The sequence below is a fragment of the Clostridium chromiireducens genome (assembly GCF_003575225.1).
GTDB classification, from domain to species: domain Bacteria; phylum Bacillota; class Clostridia; order Clostridiales; family Clostridiaceae; genus Clostridium; species Clostridium chromiireducens.
The window spans coordinates 62910-79963 of sequence record NZ_QXDJ01000007.1; the positions used below are offsets into that span (position 1 = coordinate 62910).

Genomic DNA, 17054 nt, shown 5'->3' on the forward strand with positions numbered 1-17054 from the left:
TATCTTATGCCTGGAAAGATAGGGAAAATAGTTCAAGTAATTGGACCGGTAATAGATATAAAATTTGATTCGGATTCTCTTCCAAATCTATATAATGCGATTAATATTAATATGGGAGATCACGAATTAGTAGCTGAAGTAGAGCAACACGTTGGAGATGATATAGTTAGAACAATCGCTATGTCAGCTACAGAAGGTTTAAAAAGAGGAATGGATGCTGTTGATACAGGAGCACCAATCTCTGTACCAGTAGGTGAAGTGGTATTAGGTAGATTATTCAATGTTTTAGGAGAAACTATCGATAAAGCTGGAGATATTGAAATAAATGAAAAATATCCAATTCATAGAGCAGCACCAAGCTTCAAAGATCAATCAGTTGAACCTGAAATGTTCGAAACAGGAATTAAGGTTGTTGACTTACTTGCACCATATCAAAAAGGTGGTAAGATAGGTCTATTCGGAGGAGCCGGAGTTGGTAAAACAGTATTAATACAAGAATTAATAAATAATATTGCGACTCAACATGGTGGATTATCAGTATTTACTGGAGTTGGTGAAAGATCAAGAGAAGGTAACGATTTATACCATGAAATGAAAGATTCGGGAGTTATTAGTAAGACTGCTTTGGTATTTGGTCAAATGAATGAACCGCCAGGTGCTAGAATGAGAGTTGCTTTAACAGGACTTACTATGGCAGAGTATTTTAGAGATAAGGGTCAAGATGTGTTACTATTTATTGATAACATATTTAGATATACTCAAGCAGGTTCTGAGGTTTCGGCATTACTTGGAAGAATACCTTCAGCGGTTGGATACCAACCAACACTTGCGACTGAAATGGGTGCCCTTCAAGAAAGAATTACATCAACTGTCAATGGATCTATTACATCAGTTCAAGCGGTATATGTTCCTGCCGATGATTTAACAGACCCAGCACCAGCGACCACATTCTCGCATCTAGATGCAACAACAGTTTTATCTAGAGGTATAGCTGAGCTTGGTATATATCCAGCGGTTGATCCTTTAGAATCTACATCAAGAATTCTTGATCCAAGAATAGTTGGAGAAGAACACTATGATGTAGCTGCTGGTGTTAAGCGTGTTCTTGCAAAATACAAAGAGCTACAAGATATTATAGCAATCTTAGGTGTTGATGAATTATCTGATGAAGATAAGGCAGTTGTAGCAAGAGCAAGAAGAATACAAAGATTCTTATCACAACCATTTACAGTTGCTGAGCAATTTACTGGAATGCAAGGGAAATATGTTCCGGTAAAGGAAACTGTAAAAGGATTTAGAGAAATTCTTGAGGGTAAATATGATGATTTACCAGAATCTGCATTCTTATTTGCAGGTTCTATAGAAGAAGTTATAGAAAAAGCAAAAAGTATAGGATAAAGGGGATGAGCAATTATGGCTAATACCTTTTTACTAAAAATCATTACGCCTGACCGTGAAGTTTACAGTGGAGAAATTGAGAAAGTTTCTTTAAAAAGTGCAGACGGTGGCTTTGAAGTTTATGCTAATCATGCAAGTATGATAGCAAGTACTATACCTTGTATTGCAAGATTTAAAGATGCTCAAGGCGTTGATAATGAGTTATTCATTTCAAAGGCACTTGCTCAAGTTAGCAATAATCAAATGATAATTTGCAGTGATGCTGCTGAATTCGAGGAAGATATTGATACAGCAAGAGCAGAAGATGCCAAGGTAAGAGCAGAAAATAGATTGAGAGAAGCTGGTTTATACAACAAGGAGAGAGCAGAATCAGCTTTGCTTAGAGCAAAACAAAGATTAATATTAACAAACACTAAGAAATAGGTTTGTGAATTTAAAGTGCAACATGTGCAGTGTGGATGAAAATCTATATTAAACATGTGCACTTTATTTTTTTATTCTATATATTGACAATCTATCACAAAATTTTAATAAGTTTATATTATATATATATAGCTGGATAGAAAAGGGAATAAAAATTAGAAGATTGGCCATAATTTAAGAAAGATAAAGTGAAGCTTTTTAGGTGGAGTTTTACACTCCTACTGAATTTAGTTGAACTAATTCAGGACCGTGCAACCGTTATTAAAGAGTATTACGGATGCTAGCTATTGGATAAATGAGGGGGATTAGATATGAATATAAGACTAAGTATAATCGCTTTTATATTATTATCTTTTTTAAATATAGGAGCTATTTCTAAGAATATGAGTGATACGGATAATTCATTTAGCATTATAGAAAATAATATTTCATGTGTAAGTGAATTTGAAGAAAATGGTGTGAAATTTCAATATAAAACTAAAGAAACAATTGATATAGAGCGCTTTAGAATAAAAGAATGCCTAACTAAAGACATAAAGGGATTATATAAGGAACTTGGAGAAAATGAATTTGAAATTATTAATGAAGATTTAAGCGCAAGTGTGAAGTTGTGGAGTGATACTCAATACAATTTTGTCGAGATTATATTGATAAATAAAAATTCTAAGTATTCAGCCACTGATTTGAAAAATATTGTTCATAAATTAGATGATCACAAATTAAAGGATATACAATATTTTTTATATTATGAAGGAAAAATCGATGATATAGATAATGAAAATTTAATAAGTAAGTTCATTAGTGAGAATAACCTACAAGATATAAAAACTACAAATATTAATAATGGTTATGTAGGAACCGGATATCTAAATAATAAAGATAGAATTAATTTTGCACAAGTCAAATATAATACTGGTTCACATATAATAATTGGTACGCCAATAATATTTGCAACATATTAAGACATATTGAGAACTTTTCAATATGATTGTTTATTTTGTTTCATTTAATGTAAGTAAGTTTTAATTACAATTTGATGTAAGGAAAATATCTTAATGCGTTAATGATACAAAGTATAAATCATTTGGATAGTCATTTCAAATGCTTAACAATTCATTATGGAGGATAATATGGAGAAAATAGTGGTTAAAGGTGTAAAGGAACTTAAGGGTGAAGTGAATATAAGCTGTGCTAAAAATTCAATTTTACCTATAATTGCAGCAACTATATTGTGCCCAGAGCCTATAGTTATTGAGGATACACCTAAATTAGAAGATGTTGATGTTATATGTAAACTATTAAGTGAATTAAATTGTGATGTTAATATTTCAAATGTAAACAATAGATTAACTATAGATACAAAGAATATAGTAGAGATGGATGCAAATACAGAACTTATGAGGAAGATGAGAGCATCATTCTTGATTATGGGGCCTATGCTTGCCAGATTTGGATATTGCAAGCTATCACTACCAGGTGGATGTAACATAGGAAGTAGACCAATCGATTTACATCTTAAGGGGTTTAAGTTACTTGGAGCTGACATTATAATGGGGCATGGTTTTGTAGAAGTGAAGGCGAAAAAAATGATTGGAAGCAGAATATATCTAGATTTTCCTTCAGTTGGTGCAACAGAAAATATCATGATGGCATCGGTGTTTGCCGAGGGTACCACTATAATAGAAAATGCAGCAGAAGAGCCGGAAATTTGGGATTTAGCACAATTCTTAAATAAAATGGGTGCTAAAATAAAGGGAGCTGGATTTGGAAAAATAACTATAGAAGGAATAAAAAGCTTGAAGGGAATAAGCTATAGGCCTATATGTGATCGAATAGAAGCAGGAACTTTTATGATAGCTGCTGCTATTACAAATAGTAAGCTAAAGATTAATGGAGTAAATGAAGAACATTTAAGACCTGTGATAGAAAAACTAAAAGAATGCGGAGTTAAGTTTAGTGAATATATAAATAATTCAGTAATTGTGGATGGAAGAGCCACTAAGAAACCTCTAGACATAAAAACACTTCCATACCCTGGATTTCCAACTGACATGCAGGCACAGATGATGAGCTTATTATCAATTGTTGAAGGTGTAAGTGTTATTACAGAAACAGTTTTTGAAAATAGATTTATGCATGTAGCAGAACTTCAAAGAATGGGGGCTAATATAAAAATCGATGGGAGGACAGCTATAATTGAAGGAGCACAAAAATTGACGGGATGTGAGGTTAAGGCAACGGACTTAAGAGCAGGGGCAGCATTGATTTTAGGAGGTTTGGTAGCGGAAGGAGAAACTGAAATAAGTGATATCTACCATATTGACAGAGGATATGTTGAAATTGAAGAAAAATTTAGAAGACTAGGAGCAGAAATTTACAGGATAAATGTTTAAATATGAAAGATTGCAAGAGGCTATCTTATTTTTAGATAGTCTTTTTTATGTTTAAATTTAGGGTGAAGTGGAATGCATAAAAGTTAACATAATTATAAAAGTTAAACATATACTTTATAGTGCAGGCTTTAGGAGGATAAGTTATGAAAATAATTAATGTAAAAACTAAAAATATTAAGATAGATAGCAGTGTGAAGACAATCGGTGTCATGACCGTGTTTATTGTTATTATATTAGTAGTACTGCCTTTAATTTTTCTTGGCACTGGAAAGGGAATTAACAGTGAATTTAGTTTGGACAATAATGATATAGTAAAGAATTCAAACATAGTTTTTCCTGTTGATGGGAAAGTTAAGCTTTACCGTAAGTCGGAAGATAGAGTTGAGGAATTAGATTTGGAAGATTATATAATGGGAGTTGTAGCAAGTGAAGTCCCAGCTAGCTTTGAAGAAGAAGCGTTAAAGGCTCAGGCAGTTGCAGCAAGAACATTTTATATGAATAAAAGGAATAATCCAGATAAAGACTCTAAAGCAAAAGGAGCAGAAGTTTGTGATACTATAAATTGTCAAGTTTACATGAGTAAAGAAGAAAGAGTATCTAAATGGGGGAAAAGTCAAGCAGAGAGCAACTGGGAAAGGATAAGAGAGTCAGTTTTAGATACAAAGGGTCAAGTTCTTACTTATGATGGGAAAGTGTTAGAATATCCTCAATTTTTTGCAACCAGTTCAGGTAAAACAGAAGATGCTAAAGATGTATTCTCAGTTGATGTACCATATTTAAAATCTGAAGAAAGCAAAGGTGAGGAAATTGCTCCAAAGTATAAAACAACTATAAAAATTCCGGTGAGTGAATTTGTAAATAAAGTAACTGGAAGATATACAAACTCAAATATTAAGAAAGATAATTTATTATCTCAAATTAAGATAGAAAGTTATACTGAGGGTGGTAGCGTAAAGGAAATAAAGGTGGGGAACACTACCATAAAAGGGACTGAGTTTAGGGAGCTATTTGATTTAAATTCAACAAATTTTAAGCTGAGTTTTGAGAATAATGTAGTATCTGTGAATTGTACAGGCTATGGTCATGGCGTTGGTATGAGTCAGTGGGGAGCAAATGTCATGGCTAAAAATGGTTCTGCATATGAGGAAATTCTTAAGCATTACTATAATGGAGTAAAAATTCAAGAAATAGAATATAAATGACATGGAATTATTTCAAGATACAGTGAACTAAGTTTGGAAAATATTAATATGGAAGAAATATTTGTAATTAATTTTAAATATTACAAATATTTCTTCTTTTTTTGTTTAAAGAATAAGAAGAAGGACATAATCTAGCTAACACTAAATTTTATTGGAAATTATAATGGAGTGCTATATGAAGCAGCGAATAATAATCCCTATAAATTTAGTTGAACTTATACATGAAAGAGGTGAAAGTCTAGGATTTGGTAGTTATAAATTATAGCTTATGAGTTATGAGTTCATAATTATTAGTACTAGGTAAATGTTCGCGGTCTATTATTGAAAATTTTAAAAAATGAAAAATAAAATGTAATAAAAGTGCTTGGTTATGTATTATTTTTCATAAAAAGGGAACTATAACAATAGGAGGTGTTCATATTGAACAAAAATTTAAAAGAGAAATTCAGAAATTTGATTAGGAAGGAGGGATTTTACATCGCTTTATTCCTTTGTCTTTGCATAATAGTTACAGTTGGAACTATTTCTTATAAAATGCTGAGCAATAGAAGTGAAGTTAATAAGACTGAAGATATTAATAAAGAATTAACATTGAACTCAGACGACAGTGGAAAAACAGTTAATGAAGTTCAGAATGCTGAGAGAGTTGATAATTCTTCAAGTAATAAAAATACAACTGATAAGACAAAGACAGAAAAAGCAGCTACGGTAGCTACAAATAATACAGTGAGTTTTGTGAATCCTTTAGATGGTGTTGAGAGCAGAAAATATACTTATCCAGCACCGGTAAAAGTAGAAGAAGGTATTTTTAGAACTATTAGAGGTGTAAACTTAGAAGCTAAAATAGGCACAGATGTTAAAGCGGCAGCCGATGGAGTAGTAGAGCTTGTAGATAATTCAGGAGTAGAAGAAGGTGTAGTTGTAGAAATTAAACATGCAAATGGATTGAGAACAAGATATGGTAATCTTGATGCCAATGTTTTAGTAAAAAAAGGTAGTAAGGTTACAGCAAATCAAGTCATCGCGAAAGTTGGAGAAACTGCAAAGGTATTTAGTAAAGATTCATTTGGAGAGTTTTTAAATTTACAAGTAATTGATGCTAATGGAGAACAAGTTAATCCAGAAAAATATTTTAAATTAAAATCTAAATAATATTTTATGAAAACAAAATATTAGTCATTCATTAATTCAAAATGAATGACTAATACAAAATGTGAGATTATGTAATTTATAAAAGTATTTAATTAAAGGAAGTGGTATTTTGAAAGATTATATTGAGGAAAGAGTCTTAGATGTAGCAAAGTATATTATTGATTCAAAAGCTACAATAAGAAAAACTGCCAAAGTTTTTGGAGTAAGTAAAAGTACGATTCATAAAGATATGACAGAAAGACTTTTAAAAATTAATCCAGAAATAGCACAAGAAACTCATTCAATTCTAGAATTGAATAAAGCTGAGAGACATATTAGAGGTGGAAAAGCCACTCAAATGAAATATAAAATTATTGAATCTTAATAAGATTAAGTCTATAATATATTATTAGTAGAATTATGTAAACATAGGTATTAATATGTATTATAGGAGTGAATAAGAGATGTGCTTTTGGAGAACAGGGATAGACCTTGCGATTGACTTAGGAACAGCAACTGTACTAGTTTATGTAAAGGGTAAAGGGGTGATATTAAAAGAGCCTTCTGTTGTAGCTATAAATAAAAATAATAATAAATTGTTGGCTATTGGTGAAGAAGCTAGAAAAATGATAGGAAGAACCCCCGGAAATATAGTTGCAGTAAGACCGTTAAGAGATGGTGTTATTTCAGATTATGACATAACACAAAAGATGCTAAAAGAATTTATTAGGAAAGCATGTGGAAAAAGAGGTATTAGGGCTCCTAAAGTAATTGTTTGCGTACCATCTCAAGCTACAGAAGTAGAGAAGAGAGCTGTAATTGATGCAGCTATGAATTCAGGAGCAAAAACAGTTCATTTAATAGAGGAACCGTTAGCAGCTGCTATTGGAGCAGGGCTAGATATTACAAAGCCTAATGGATGCATGGTAGTAGATATTGGAGGAGGGACTTGCGATATCGCTGTAATTTCACTGGGTGGAGTAGTAGAAAGAGAATCAATAAAAGTGGCTGGAGATAAATTTGATGATGCTATAATAAAGTATGTGCGAAATGAATATAAGTTAATGATAGGTGAAAAGACAGCCGAGGATTTAAAAATTAATATTGGTTCAGCATTTAAGAATTCTAGAAATCTATCATGTATGATGAAAGGTAGAAATCTTATCACAGGATTACCAGACGAAGTAGAAATTACAACAGAAGAGATAAGAAATGCAATAAAAGAACCTGTAGAAATAATAGTTGACACAGTAAAAAAAGTGTTAGAAAAAACACCACCTGAATTGGCTTCAGATATAATCGAACGAGGAATATTAATGACCGGTGGAGGTGCGTTAATACACGGATTAGATAAGCTTATAGAATTTAAGACAGGAGTAGCGGCAATGGTTGCTGAAGATTCTGTAGAGTGTGTCGCTAAAGGAACTGGTAAAGTACTTAGTTACATAGACAAGTTGGATGGAGATGTAAACTCTCAGCAAATAGTGCTTATAGAATAGCAGAAAAATAACAGTCAAAATAAGTAATTTTGGCTGTTATTTTTTATGAAATTTTAAATGGTTGGGAATTGCCCGCGATTTAAGTTATAGGCTTCCATAAAAATTCTGGATATAATCTTAGCCATATCCATAATAAAAGAAAGTCTTATACTGCGAGAAAAGAAGAATTCGGCATTGTCGCTAGAGTCAACAATACCAATAACTGATGCAATTCCGACTTCTGGAAGCTCCTTGCCCACGCCTTTACCTGGATGTATTGCGTAATTTCTTATGCGAATTTCACCTATGTCGTCTTCATCACCCAAACAAGCATCAACGCCAATAATAGATGCATCAGGATGATTGGATTGTATTTCACTTAAGCGTTCATCTATATTTAAGGCGTGAATTGGAGAAGATAAGGTACCATAAACAGGTAGGGGGAAGAAATTCTCAGTTAGTATAGTTCCAACTAATGGACCAAGACAATCTCCAATGCATTTATCAGTACCAATGCAAACTATTACCGTATTTTCGGTGATATAATTTTTAATTTCTAAAGTTAGATTGTAATTAAATTTAAGATTAATATCTGGTTTCATCAAGAATATATACCCCCTTTATAGATATATATGAGGAATAGAAAGAAGATAGTATAAAAAAAATATAAATGGTAATTAATAGTAATAAAGGAGGTATTTATGAAGAAGTATTTAATAGGTTTATTTTTATTTATCACAGTAATAATGAATATTTATTTAGTATTTTACTGGGAACCACAGGGTCAAATGAGTGCAAAAAAAGAAGATGTTGAAACGGTGGTGTCATATACAAAATCAATATATAAAGTAAATAAAGGAAAAATATTGGAACAATTATCACCTGAAAATAAGAAAGAATTAGAACAAATAATGAAAAAACTATCAGCACTAGATATGGGAAGAATAAAAGAATATTATGAAGAACCTGATGAGGAAAAAGGAGTAATAAATGCTTTTAAGCTTTTAAAGAAGAGACTTTCGAGTGAGGATTACAATAAACTGGAACAACTAAGCTCTTCATTTTTAGATATAAAGAGAATAAATGAAAAAATAAAAAAATAATTAGATTACTATGTTAAATGGAAGTATGATGTAGAAATATGAAGTAATCCGGGGATAATTTCGCTAAAAAGAGTAATTATAGAGTTGAAATAAAATCACTTTGCAGATATACTAATCATTGTTGATTAGCAATACGACAAGTGCAACAAACAAAACAATATGGAGGAATTCCCGAGTGGCCAAAGGGGGCAGACTGTAAATCTGTTACGTTTCGTTTCGATGGTTCGAATCCATCTTCCTCCACCATTAAGATGGGCGCATAGCTCAGCTGGGAGAGCACCTGCCTTACAAGCAGGGGGTCACAGGTTCGAGCCCTGTTGTGCCCACCATCTTAAAAAATATAATCAAATAAACATGCTGGCATGGCTCAACGGTAGAGCAGCTGACTTGTAATCAGCAGGTTGTAGGTTCGATTCCTATTGCCAGCTCCAACAAAATAATATGGAGGAATTCCCGAGTGGCCAAAGGGGGCAGACTGTAAATCTGTTACGTTTCGTTTCGATGGTTCGAATCCATCTTCCTCCACCATTAAGATGGGCGCATAGCTCAGCTGGGAGAGCACCTGCCTTACAAGCAGGGGGTCACAGGTTCGAGCCCTGTTGTGCCCACCATCTTAAAAAATATAATCAAATAAACATGCTGGCATGGCTCAACGGTAGAGCAGCTGACTTGTAATCAGCAGGTTGTAGGTTCGATTCCTATTGCCAGCTCCAACAAAATAATATGGAGGAATTCCCGAGTGGCCAAAGGGGGCAGACTGTAAATCTGTTACGTTTCGTTTCGATGGTTCGAATCCATCTTCCTCCACCAAAAAGAATAAACATAGTTTATTCTTTTTTATTGAATATTAGCATAATAATAGATAGTTATAATATTGACTAATTATGGATGCTATGATAAAATATTTTTGAAAATTAAATTATGTAACTCTTATCAAGAGAGGTGGAGGGATAGGGCCCTGTGAAACCCGGCAACCTGTATTAATATAAGGTGCCAATTCCTGTAGATATTTCTACAAGATAAGAAAATGATTGTTAAAATCGCGCTCTTCTTATCGAAGAGCTTTTTTTATTTATCTGATGTCTAGCAACTGTAATGCTCCTAATCCCTATTAAGATTGTTGCTAACAGTGGAACGACCCTAGACGAGGCACCCCTTGAAGGTATAACTTCAACTAAGATTCAGATGAAGAATAAGCTCCACCTGAATCAAGTTTCACTTGATATAATTAAGTTTACGCATGCTTAATTATTAAAGTAAAAAATATTAGAAATCAATGGAGAAGAGTAATTTAATTTGGTTTATATTGTATTTAAAATATAATAAGTAGATATAAGTTTTTTAAAATAAAATAATATATGTATAAAATAAAATGATACATATATAAGTGAAGGAGAGAACAAAATGAGAAGATTATTTACTTCAGAATCAGTTACAGAAGGGCATCCAGATAAAATGTGTGACCAAATCTCTGATGCTATATTAGATGCTATTTTGACACAAGATCCACTTGCTAGAGTTGCTTGTGAAACATGCACTACTACAGGTATGGTTATGGTAATGGGAGAAATAACAACAAATTGTTATGTTGATATTCCAAAGGTAGTTAGACAAACAGTAAGAGAAATTGGATATGATAGAGCAAAATTCGGATTTGACTGTGATACTTGCTCAGTTATCACATCAATAGATGAACAATCAGCCGATATTGCAATGGGTGTTGATGAAGCTTTTGAATCAAGAAAAGGTGAAAAAGATGCAGTAGAGGCAGTTGGAGCTGGAGACCAAGGTATGATGTTTGGTTTTGCGACTAATGAAACAGAGGATTTTATGCCGCTTCCAGTATACATGGCTCATAAATTATCAAGAAGACTTACAGAAGTAAGAAAAGATGGTACTTTAAATTATTTAAGACCAGATGGTAAAACTCAAGTTACTGTTGAATATGAAGATAATGTACCTAAGAGAATAGATACTATAGTTATATCAACACAACATGATGAGAAAGTAACTTTAGAACAAATTCAAGAAGATCTTAAAAAGTATGTTATAGACGCTGTTGTTCCAGCAGAGTTATTAGATAGTGAAACTAGATATTTCATTAACCCAACAGGTAGATTTGTTGTTGGAGGCCCTCAAGGAGATTCAGGGTTAACAGGAAGAAAGATAATAGTTGATACATACGGTGGTTATGGTAGACACGGTGGCGGAGCTTTCTCTGGAAAAGATCCAACTAAGGTAGACAGATCAGCTGCTTATGCTGCAAGATGGGTAGCTAAGAATTTAGTTGCTGCAGGTGTTGCTGATAAACTTGAAATTCAATTAGCTTATGCAATTGGTGTTGCTAAACCAGTTTCAATTGAAGTGGAAACTTTTGGAACAGGAAAGATTGATGAAGATAAGATTGTTGAAATAGTGGAAAAAGTTTTTGATTTAAGACCAGGAGCTATAATTAGAGATCTTGACTTAAGAAGACCTATTTATAGACAAACAGCTGCTTATGGACATTTCGGTAGAAATGATCTTAATCTACCATGGGAACAATTAAATAAAGCTGAAGAAATAAAAAAATATATCTAAGCTTTAATTGTTACTAATTAAAGCGTAATTTAAATCACTAGAGTAACTTAAAAATAGTATAGATGTATTTATTAGCTGTCTTAAATTTATTTAGGACAGCTTTATTGCGTAATGAATTTTTAATTTTATTAAGAATTAGTTAATGTATGCTGTTGTTAGATATCTTTGAGACCGTCACTTTCAAATAAGTCTAATATTCATAAGAAATTATTATATTAGAATAATATTAACAAATTAATAGTGTTAAACTATTGTGCAATTTATTTGTGATATAATAAAAAAAGAAATAAATCTAAAGTTAAATTTTATTCTTAGCAGTTTAAATAAACATAAAAAGTTTGGAGAGATTCTATGGAAGTTCTAAATGGTTTTGTAGAAAGCATTGTATTTAAAAGTGAGGATACTGGTTATGTAGTTTGTAGGATTAGGAATGAGAAAAATTTAATTAATGCTGTTGGAACTGTTCCGTTTTTGAAGGAAGGACAGAATGTAAAATTAACAGGATACTGGACAGTGCATAAGCAGTTTGGTAATCAATTTAATATTCAAGATTATGAAGAACTTCTTCCAAACTCATTAGATGGAATAGAGAAATACTTGAGTGCTGGAATAATACATGGAATTGGACCTGTAACAGCTAAGAAGATAATAGAAAAGTTTGGTGAAGAAACTTTAGATATCATGGAAAATCATATCGAAAGGCTTACGGAAATAGAAGGCATAGGCGAAAAAAAATTTCAAATAATATATGAATCTTATATAGAACAACAAGGCTTAAAAGATATAATACTATATTTTCATAAACATGGCGTTACTAATAACCAATGCATGAAGATTTATAAGAAATTTGGACCAAATGCAAGACATATAGTAGCAGATAATCCTTATATACTATGTGATGAAATATCCGGTATTGGATTTAAGACGGCAGATAGAATTGCAATGAGTATAGGAATTGAAGGCAGTTCAGATTTTAGAATACAAAGCTGCATTAAATATGTAATGAATCAATTTTGTGGTGCAGGTAACACATTTATGCCGAAGGATAATATAATAGAGGAATGTGAAAGAAATTTATTAATATCTAAGGAAGTAATCGAGAAGAACATATATGATATGTCGGCGCAGCAAAAAATTATTGTTGAAAATGTAAATGGAATTGAAGTGGGTTTTTTACTCCAGTACTATTATTGTGAGCTAGGTGTGACAAGTAAAATAATTACTTTAGGGTTGCAACAAATACAAACTATAAATTCTGACATTGATTTTGAAATTGATGTATTTGAAAAGGAACAAAATATAAAATTTGCAGAGTCACAGAGGGAAGCGATTAGTGGAGCTTTTAATAACGGTATAGAAATAATAACAGGAGGTCCTGGAACCGGTAAGACAACAATAATAAAAGCTATAATACATATTTATGAGAATAATGGGATGAAGGTAATACTTGGAGCACCCACAGGAAGAGCTGCTAAAAGAATGACTGAATCAACAGGAAGGGAAGCTAAAACAATACATAGATTATTAGAAATGGGGATCGCGGAAGATGATGAATCGGTCTTTGAGAAAGGAGAATCATCACCTCTAGATTGCGATGTGATAATCATTGATGAGGCATCTATGATTGATATAATGCTAATGCAAAATTTACTAAAAGCTATTAATTTAGGAACAAGATTAATAATTGTAGGAGATGTAGATCAATTGCCGTCTGTTGGGCCAGGAAACGTATTAAAGGATCTTATAGAAAGTGAATATATAAAGGTTGTAAGATTAAAAGAAATCTTTAGGCAGGGGTCAGAAAGTCTGATTGTAGTAAATGCACATAGGATAAATCAAGGTGAGATGCCATTATTAAATCAAAAGGATAAAGATTTTTTCTTTATTAATGAAGAAAATCAAGAAAGAATAGCTAATACAATAATGGATTTAATGAATAGGAGACTTCCTAAGTTTAATAAATCATGGGATAAATTAAAAGATATGCAGGTATTAACGCCTATGAGAAAAGGGGTGCTCGGAGTAACTAACTTAAATACTATTCTTCAAGAAATGTTTAATTCACCATCAAAAGATAAAAAAGAAAAGACTTCTCGAGATATAATTTTTAGAGAAGGAGATAAAGTTATGCAGACTAAGAACAACTATACTTTAAAATGGGTTAGAGTTAGTGGTTATGGTGAAAGTGAAGGTGTTGGTGTATTTAATGGTGATTTGGGATTTATAGAGAGTATAGATGATGAGAGAAAAACTCTTACCATTATATTTGATGAGGAAAGAAAAGTAATTTACGATTTTAATTTTTTAGATGAATTAGATTTAGCATATGCAACTACAATACATAAAAGTCAGGGAAGCGAATTTAAAGTTGTAATAATGCCAGTGTTTATGGGTTCACCTTTTTTGATGAACCGTAATTTACTCTATACGGGGATCACAAGAGCTAAACAATTAGTAGTTGTTGTTGGATTTCAAAAAGCATTAATGTATATGATTAATAATACAAATAGCATAGAAAGATATTCGGCATTAAAACATAGAATTAAAGATATAATAACTAAAGATGAGTTTGAAAATTAATTGAAGGGAGATAGGTGTATGAGGAATGTATCTAAAGTAACAGAAGAAGATTTGAAATACGCATTTGATAAAATAGAGTATTGGTATAAGAAAAATATCAAATTTCTAACAATTGTTACAGTTCCGTTTAATACATCATGTATTTTTTCAAATATAATATGTAAGCTTGCCCAAAACAATAATAAAGTATTATATGTTTGGGGAAAGAATGGAGAGAATAGAGAACTTGTTAACATTGTAAGAGAACTTAATTCAAATATAACTCATTCTTATATTGAAAAGGGGCATTCGAACTCAGATTTTACATTTATTCATTATAGCAACTTGATGAAGGTTAAAGAACATTATGATTTGGTGATTTTTGATGACATTACATACTTTTCTAATTTAAGTAATGTAACTGTAAGAGATATGCTTGAAATTTGTGCAAGTTTGGGCAAAAGAGTGCTGATATATAGTATAGAAAAATTGGCTCTAGTTGGTGAGAAGCTTGAGCTTGTAGCATATAACTACAAAAAACCTTTTGTGGAACCTAGAATATTAACAACTAGAATAGATCTAAATTTAGATATTCCATTTACTCTTTATGACTATTTTAAGTGGTTCAGAGAAAGCAATCATAAAGTAGTTATTTATGTACCAAACAGAGAAAAACTTAGCATAGTATATGATTATTTTTCTAATAAATTAAAGCTTCAAGACGTGAAGGTAATAAAAGTATCAGAGAAGGATGAAATGAAGAGATGTGAAAAGGTATCAAAATATAAAGATAAGGCAATATTTGTAATAACCAATAAAATAGAGGAGTTACTTGAATATTGCTATATGGATGATGCAGTAATATTATTTTCTGATAATGAGAGATATACGTATAAGAAACTACTATATGTATGTGGACAAATAAGAAATGTAAATCTTAAATTACCTGAGGTTTTATTAGTTTCAAATGAGGTATCAGATGATATGGAAAGAGCAAAAAGTATGGCAAGAGATTTCAATAAAAAAGTATGGGAGAAACGCTTAATAGAATTATAAGAAATTTGTGGGAAGGACTAATTGAAGTAATATATCCAAGAGAAAATTATTGCATTATATGTAGAGATGATGATTGTTTTGGAATTTGTGAAAATTGTAGAAAAGATATAAAAAGAATAAAGAATTTATATCAAGATAAAATAATAAGCTACGGTTATTATGGTGGAGTATTAAAGGAGTTAATATTAAAGTTTAAATATAAGAACAATTTTACGGCGGGGGATATACTAACAGAGCTGCTTGAAGAATATATTATTAATAATTTTAACTACAAGGAATACATAATAACATATATACCTCTATCAAAAAAATCAAAAAAGGTAAGAGGATTTAATCAATGCGAATATATGGCTAAAAAGATATCTAGAGATTTATCAATTAGAAGTTTAGAGATATTAATTAAAAGTAAGGAAACAAAAGAACAGAAAACATTAAAAAAGGAAGAAAGATACGAAAATATAAAAAATGCTTTTAATGTAAAAAGAGGAATAAAATTAAAGGGATGTAATATTATACTAATAGATGATGTAATTACTACCGGTGCAACCATTAATGAAGCGTATAAATTATTAAAAAAATATCAAGTAAACGATATAAAACTATTGACCTTAGCCAAAAGTCATATATAATATTAATGTAAAGCTAGGTTTGTGGTTGAAAGTCGAAGCTAGTCGCAGGCAAAACGATCCACGTAATTTAGGCAAAATGTCTAAGGAGCATGGTGCGGTATAGAAGTAAGTCCTGCCAGTTATATTCTGAGAGGGTTAGTAGTGAGGGATTAAATTCTATTAGCAAAAGCTCCAGCAGGCGAGTGTGGGGTCAAAAACCAGGTCAACTAGCTTTACTTTTATTTATATTTGAATTATTGCTAACGGATCAAATGAGAAATCTAATCTGAAATTTACAGTTAGATTTATTTTTTGCGCTTAATTTTCAGAATAAACTGATAATTGTCTTGTTAAGTTAGTAAAAAGATGATAAAATAATAATAACTTAAAGATATTAAGTTTAAAAAACTTTTTCATATGAGAGGGGCTGGAATTAATGAAAGTCACAGTTATAGCAAAAAATATAGAACTAACAGATGCACTAAGAGAAATAGTGCAAAAAAAGATAAGCAAATTGGAAAAGTATTTTGAAGTGGGCGTAGAAGCTAAGGTTACACTAAGTGTTCAAAAAAATAGACATAAAATAGAAGTTATGATTCCGTTTAATGGGGTAGTATTAAGAGGTGAGGAATCGACTTCTGATATGTACAAGTCATTAGACTTGGTAGAAGATAAATTGGAAAGACAAATTAGAAAGCAAAAAACTAGATTGTCTAGAAAACATAGTGGATCATTGAAATTTGCAGAAATAAATAATATAGATATCAATCCATCAGATGAGGAGTCTGGAAATTTAGTTAGAGTAAAGAAATTTGGAGTAAAACCAATGAATTCTGAAGAGGCAATTCTTCAAATGGATTTATTGGGACATAATTTCTTTGTATATCAAGATGCTGATAGCAGTAAGGTGAATGTAATTTATAAAAGAAAAGATGGAGATTATGGTTTGTTAGAACCAGAATTTATATAAAATTCATGAATATGACTGTTCGAAATGTGAGTTTAACTCACATTTCGAACAGTTTTTATATTGCGTGTGAGTAGAGAAAATCTTGTAATAAATCAACCTGCATAATATGGAATTTTTAATTCCAATATTCACATTTATTATTAATAAAATGTG

Annotated in this window: 15 protein-coding genes, 7 tRNA genes and 1 riboswitch; of the genes, 21 read left to right on the forward strand and 1 reads right to left on the reverse strand. The window is 31.5% G+C overall.

Features of this window, described 5'->3' with window-relative positions; all coding sequences use genetic code 11:
* Positions 1-6: 6 nt before the first annotated feature.
* From atpD to mreB, 8 genes are all read left to right on the forward strand, one after another.
* Complete coding sequence (gene atpD / locus D2A34_RS22350) at positions 7-1398, forward strand: F0F1 ATP synthase subunit beta (RefSeq protein WP_079438903.1); 1392 nt, start codon at positions 7-9, stop codon at positions 1396-1398.
* A 15-nt stretch (positions 1399-1413) separates the two neighbouring features.
* Positions 1414-1821 (forward strand): ATP synthase F1 subunit epsilon, encoded by a 408-nt coding sequence (gene atpC, locus D2A34_RS22355; RefSeq protein ID WP_079438902.1) that lies wholly within the window; start codon positions 1414-1416, stop codon positions 1819-1821.
* Between the two features lie 311 nt (positions 1822-2132).
* Complete coding sequence (locus tag D2A34_RS22360; protein WP_079438901.1) at positions 2133-2783, forward strand: hypothetical protein; 651 nt, start codon at positions 2133-2135, stop codon at positions 2781-2783.
* 168 nt (positions 2784-2951) lie between these two features.
* A complete protein-coding gene (murA, locus tag D2A34_RS22365) occupies positions 2952-4214 on the forward strand; it encodes a UDP-N-acetylglucosamine 1-carboxyvinyltransferase (protein ID WP_079438900.1) in 1263 nt (420 codons plus the stop codon).
* A gap of 143 nt (positions 4215-4357) precedes the next feature.
* Positions 4358-5416, forward strand: coding sequence for a stage II sporulation protein D (spoIID, locus tag D2A34_RS22370; RefSeq protein WP_119367970.1), 1059 nt, complete (start codon positions 4358-4360; stop codon positions 5414-5416).
* Between the two features lie 420 nt (positions 5417-5836).
* Complete coding sequence (locus D2A34_RS22375; protein ID WP_079438898.1) at positions 5837-6568, forward strand: M23 family metallopeptidase; 732 nt, start codon at positions 5837-5839, stop codon at positions 6566-6568.
* 109 nt (positions 6569-6677) lie between these two features.
* Positions 6678-6932, forward strand: a complete 255-nt coding sequence (gene spoIIID / locus D2A34_RS22380) for a sporulation transcriptional regulator SpoIIID (RefSeq protein WP_079438897.1) — start codon at positions 6678-6680, stop codon at positions 6930-6932.
* Between the two features lie 79 nt (positions 6933-7011).
* The gene (gene mreB, locus D2A34_RS22385; RefSeq protein WP_079438896.1) at positions 7012-8046 is read left to right on the forward strand and encodes a rod shape-determining protein; all 1035 of its coding nucleotides are present in this window, start codon (positions 7012-7014) and stop codon (positions 8044-8046) included.
* Positions 8047-8099: 53 nt separating this feature from the next.
* Here mreB and yyaC read toward each other — a convergent pair whose 3' ends face one another.
* Entirely contained in the window at positions 8100-8630 is a 531-nt protein-coding gene (gene yyaC, locus D2A34_RS22390; protein ID WP_079438895.1) for a spore protease YyaC, read from the reverse strand.
* 96 nt (positions 8631-8726) lie between these two features.
* On the opposite strand from yyaC, the gene D2A34_RS22395 reads away from it, so the two are divergent.
* The 13 genes from D2A34_RS22395 to hpf all read left to right on the forward strand — a co-directional run bounded on the left by D2A34_RS22395 (position 8727) and on the right by hpf (position 16901).
* Positions 8727-9128 (forward strand): hypothetical protein, encoded by a 402-nt coding sequence (locus D2A34_RS22395; RefSeq protein WP_119367971.1) that lies wholly within the window; start codon positions 8727-8729, stop codon positions 9126-9128.
* Between the two features lie 161 nt (positions 9129-9289).
* Positions 9290-9374, forward strand: a tRNA-Tyr gene (locus tag D2A34_RS22400).
* Between the two features lie 7 nt (positions 9375-9381).
* Positions 9382-9457 (forward strand) — tRNA-Val (locus tag D2A34_RS22405).
* 27 nt (positions 9458-9484) lie between these two features.
* A tRNA-Thr gene (locus D2A34_RS22410) sits at positions 9485-9559 on the forward strand.
* Positions 9560-9571: 12 nt separating this feature from the next.
* A tRNA-Tyr gene (locus D2A34_RS22415) sits at positions 9572-9656 on the forward strand.
* Positions 9657-9663: 7 nt separating this feature from the next.
* Positions 9664-9739: transfer RNA gene (locus D2A34_RS22420), tRNA-Val, on the forward strand.
* A 27-nt stretch (positions 9740-9766) separates the two neighbouring features.
* Positions 9767-9841: transfer RNA gene (locus D2A34_RS22425), tRNA-Thr, on the forward strand.
* Between the two features lie 12 nt (positions 9842-9853).
* Positions 9854-9938: transfer RNA gene (locus D2A34_RS22430), tRNA-Tyr, on the forward strand.
* 117 nt (positions 9939-10055) lie between these two features.
* Positions 10056-10154, forward strand: a riboswitch (SAM riboswitch).
* Positions 10155-10532: 378 nt separating this feature from the next.
* On the forward strand, positions 10533-11708 hold the full coding sequence (metK, locus tag D2A34_RS22435) for a methionine adenosyltransferase (protein WP_079438893.1): 1176 nt from the start codon (positions 10533-10535) through the stop codon (positions 11706-11708).
* 351 nt (positions 11709-12059) lie between these two features.
* Positions 12060-14288, forward strand: a complete 2229-nt coding sequence (gene recD2, locus D2A34_RS22440; RefSeq protein WP_119367972.1) for an SF1B family DNA helicase RecD2 — start codon at positions 12060-12062, stop codon at positions 14286-14288.
* An 18-nt stretch (positions 14289-14306) separates the two neighbouring features.
* On the forward strand, positions 14307-15323 hold the full coding sequence (locus D2A34_RS22445; protein ID WP_079438891.1) for a hypothetical protein: 1017 nt from the start codon (positions 14307-14309) through the stop codon (positions 15321-15323).
* Positions 15296-15952: a ComF family protein gene (locus D2A34_RS22450; protein ID WP_119367973.1), complete on the forward strand. Its 657-nt coding sequence runs from the start codon at positions 15296-15298 to the stop codon at positions 15950-15952. Before D2A34_RS22445 ends, D2A34_RS22450 begins: the two co-directional genes overlap by 28 nt.
* 415 nt (positions 15953-16367) lie before the next feature.
* Complete coding sequence (hpf, locus tag D2A34_RS22455; protein ID WP_079438889.1) at positions 16368-16901, forward strand: ribosome hibernation-promoting factor, HPF/YfiA family; 534 nt, start codon at positions 16368-16370, stop codon at positions 16899-16901.
* Positions 16902-17054 lie beyond the last annotated feature (153 nt).

Excerpts from the sequence above, each read along its gene's own strand:
- spoIID (WP_119367970.1), top strand. The coding sequence starts at position 4,358 with ATGAAAATAATTAATGTAAAAACTAAAAATATTAAGATAGATAGCAGT.
- murA (WP_079438900.1), top strand. The coding sequence starts at position 2,952 with ATGGAGAAAATAGTGGTTAAAGGTGTAAAGGAACTTAAGGGTGAAGTG.
- metK (WP_079438893.1), top strand. The coding sequence starts at position 10,533 with ATGAGAAGATTATTTACTTCAGAATCAGTTACAGAAGGGCATCCAGAT.
- recD2 (WP_119367972.1), top strand. The coding sequence starts at position 12,060 with ATGGAAGTTCTAAATGGTTTTGTAGAAAGCATTGTATTTAAAAGTGAG.
- mreB (WP_079438896.1), top strand. The coding sequence starts at position 7,012 with ATGTGCTTTTGGAGAACAGGGATAGACCTTGCGATTGACTTAGGAACA.
- D2A34_RS22360 (WP_079438901.1), top strand. The coding sequence starts at position 2,133 with ATGAATATAAGACTAAGTATAATCGCTTTTATATTATTATCTTTTTTA.
- hpf (WP_079438889.1), top strand. The coding sequence starts at position 16,368 with ATGAAAGTCACAGTTATAGCAAAAAATATAGAACTAACAGATGCACTA.
- D2A34_RS22450 (WP_119367973.1), top strand. The coding sequence starts at position 15,296 with ATGGGAGAAACGCTTAATAGAATTATAAGAAATTTGTGGGAAGGACTA.
- D2A34_RS22445 (WP_079438891.1), top strand. The coding sequence starts at position 14,307 with ATGAGGAATGTATCTAAAGTAACAGAAGAAGATTTGAAATACGCATTT.
- atpD (WP_079438903.1), top strand. The coding sequence starts at position 7 with ATGCCTGGAAAGATAGGGAAAATAGTTCAAGTAATTGGACCGGTAATA.
- D2A34_RS22395 (WP_119367971.1), top strand. The coding sequence starts at position 8,727 with ATGAAGAAGTATTTAATAGGTTTATTTTTATTTATCACAGTAATAATG.
- atpC (WP_079438902.1), top strand. The coding sequence starts at position 1,414 with ATGGCTAATACCTTTTTACTAAAAATCATTACGCCTGACCGTGAAGTT.